At 50.6% G+C, this 1,896-nt stretch carries 1 protein-coding gene; it reads left to right on the forward strand.

The features are described 5' to 3' along the window. Nucleotides 1-58: 58 nt before the first annotated feature. On the forward strand, nt 59-1,528 hold the full coding sequence (locus RUMCAL_RS00175) for an MATE family efflux transporter (RefSeq protein ID WP_040646257.1): 1,470 nt from the start codon (nt 59-61) through the stop codon (nt 1,526-1,528). The last annotated feature ends 368 nt before the right edge of the window (nt 1,529-1,896 follow it).

Consider the following 1,896-nt stretch of genomic DNA (forward strand, 5'->3'; position numbering starts at 1 on the left):
TGTCGCACAATCTTTGTGCGGTATTGCCAAAAATATATTCCAGAAAGGAAGTCCATATATGCAGGTAAAAGAAAAGAAACTCTCTGTTTTTGAAATTGACTCTGTCCCCAGGGCAGTGGCAACGCTGGCGATCCCCTCTGTCCTGAGCATGCTGGTCACCGTGCTGTACAACATGGTGGACACGGTTTTCGTGGGACAGACCCACGATCCCTACCAGATGAACGCGGTTTCCATGGCGACACCGGTGTTTATGATCCTTATGGCATTCGGAAATTTGTTCGGCATCGGCGGCTGTGCCTTTATCTCCCGTTCGCTGGGAGCGAGAGAGTACGACCGCGTAAAAAAGATCAGCAGCTTCAGCTTCTGGGGTGCCGTTGTGGTGGGATTGCTGGCAACATTTGCCCTGACACTGGGTGTCAGCTGGATCCTGCCGCTGGTAGGAGCCGATGCAGCTTCCAACATCGCCAATATTTCCAAGGACATTTCCGGCGAAGCCTATGATCGTCTGGTCAGCAACTATCAGAATCTGGAACAGTACACCCGCGACTATCTGTTCTACATCGGCATCGGTGCCATTCCCACTGTGCTGAGCAGTGCCATGAGCAATCTGGTCAAGGGCGAGGGTGCTGCAAAAATATCTATGTTCGGCATGATGATCGGTGCTGTGACCAACATCATTCTGGATCCCATTATGATTCTGGCAATGGGCATGGGTGTCAAAGGTGCAGCCATTGCCACCAGTATCGGCAACACGGTTGCGATGCTGTTCTACTTCATTTACCTGAAAGTCAGCCACACCATGCTGACGGCAAATCCCAAGCACTTCGCCATGAAAGGCGGCATTTTCACCGGCGTGTTCTCCATTGGCATTCCCATGTTTTTCACCAACGTGCTGATGAGCCTTTCCAATCTGGTACTGAATCGCCTGCTGAACAACATCGACGTTCTCGCCACCGGCGGCATGGGCATTGCCATGAAAGCCAACATGCTGGTAGTGTTCCTCCAGCTGGGCATTGGTATTGGTATCCAGCCGCTGGTCGGCTTCCACTACGGGGCACGGAATTTTGCGAAGATGACTAAAGTCGTGCGGTTCAGCATGGCTTGCACACTGGTCATCGGCACGATAATGACGGCACTGTATTTCCTGTTTACTGAACCGATCATCAGCATTTTCATGACAGCCGGTTCTTCCGGTTCTGTGGCAGATGTCACTGCCCAGCAGGGTTATGCCGTGAAAATGCTGCGGGCACTGATGGTTTCCGGACCGTTCCTCGGCATTATCTTTGTCAATAATAACGCATTCCAAGGCATGGGACACGGTCTGGCATCGTTGATTCTTTCCGTCAGCCGTCAGGGGTTTGTTTTCCTGCCAGTGCTGTTTATCGCCAATGCGTTGGTCGGACTGGACGGTCTGATTTTCGCCCAGCCGATCGCAGACATCTGCTCGGTGATTATGGCTCTCGTGATGATGGAAATGATTAAGCATAAGGATAAAAAGCTTTTGACTCCGGGAATTCGGAAAGCGTGAACTGCATCTGAAAAAACAAAAACAGCGTCAGGAAACTGACGCTGCTTTTTTTGATTCATATTCGTGTGGTGCGTTGCCGCATAGTACAAGTGAAATGCGAACTCTTTTCTTTTTTTGCTTCTTCTTTCTTTTCAACAAAGAAGCGGCGGGTCGCCGCTGACCTTACGCCCCAATTTCAAGAGTGAAAAGGGTAGTGTTACGGCGGCAGAGCCGCCTGTACGCCCCGCCGGGGGATTTTTGTTGGTCGAAAAATGTTATACCTTCGGGTGATGCATTGCCGTACAGTACAAGTGAAATGCGAACTCTTTTCTTTTTTTACTTTTTTTCTTTTCAGCAAAGAAGCGGCGGGTCGCCGCTGACCTTACGCC

Source organism: Ruminococcus callidus ATCC 27760 (assembly GCF_000468015.1).
In the GTDB taxonomy this organism is placed as follows: Bacteria; Bacillota; Clostridia; order Oscillospirales; family Ruminococcaceae; genus Ruminococcus_C; species Ruminococcus_C callidus.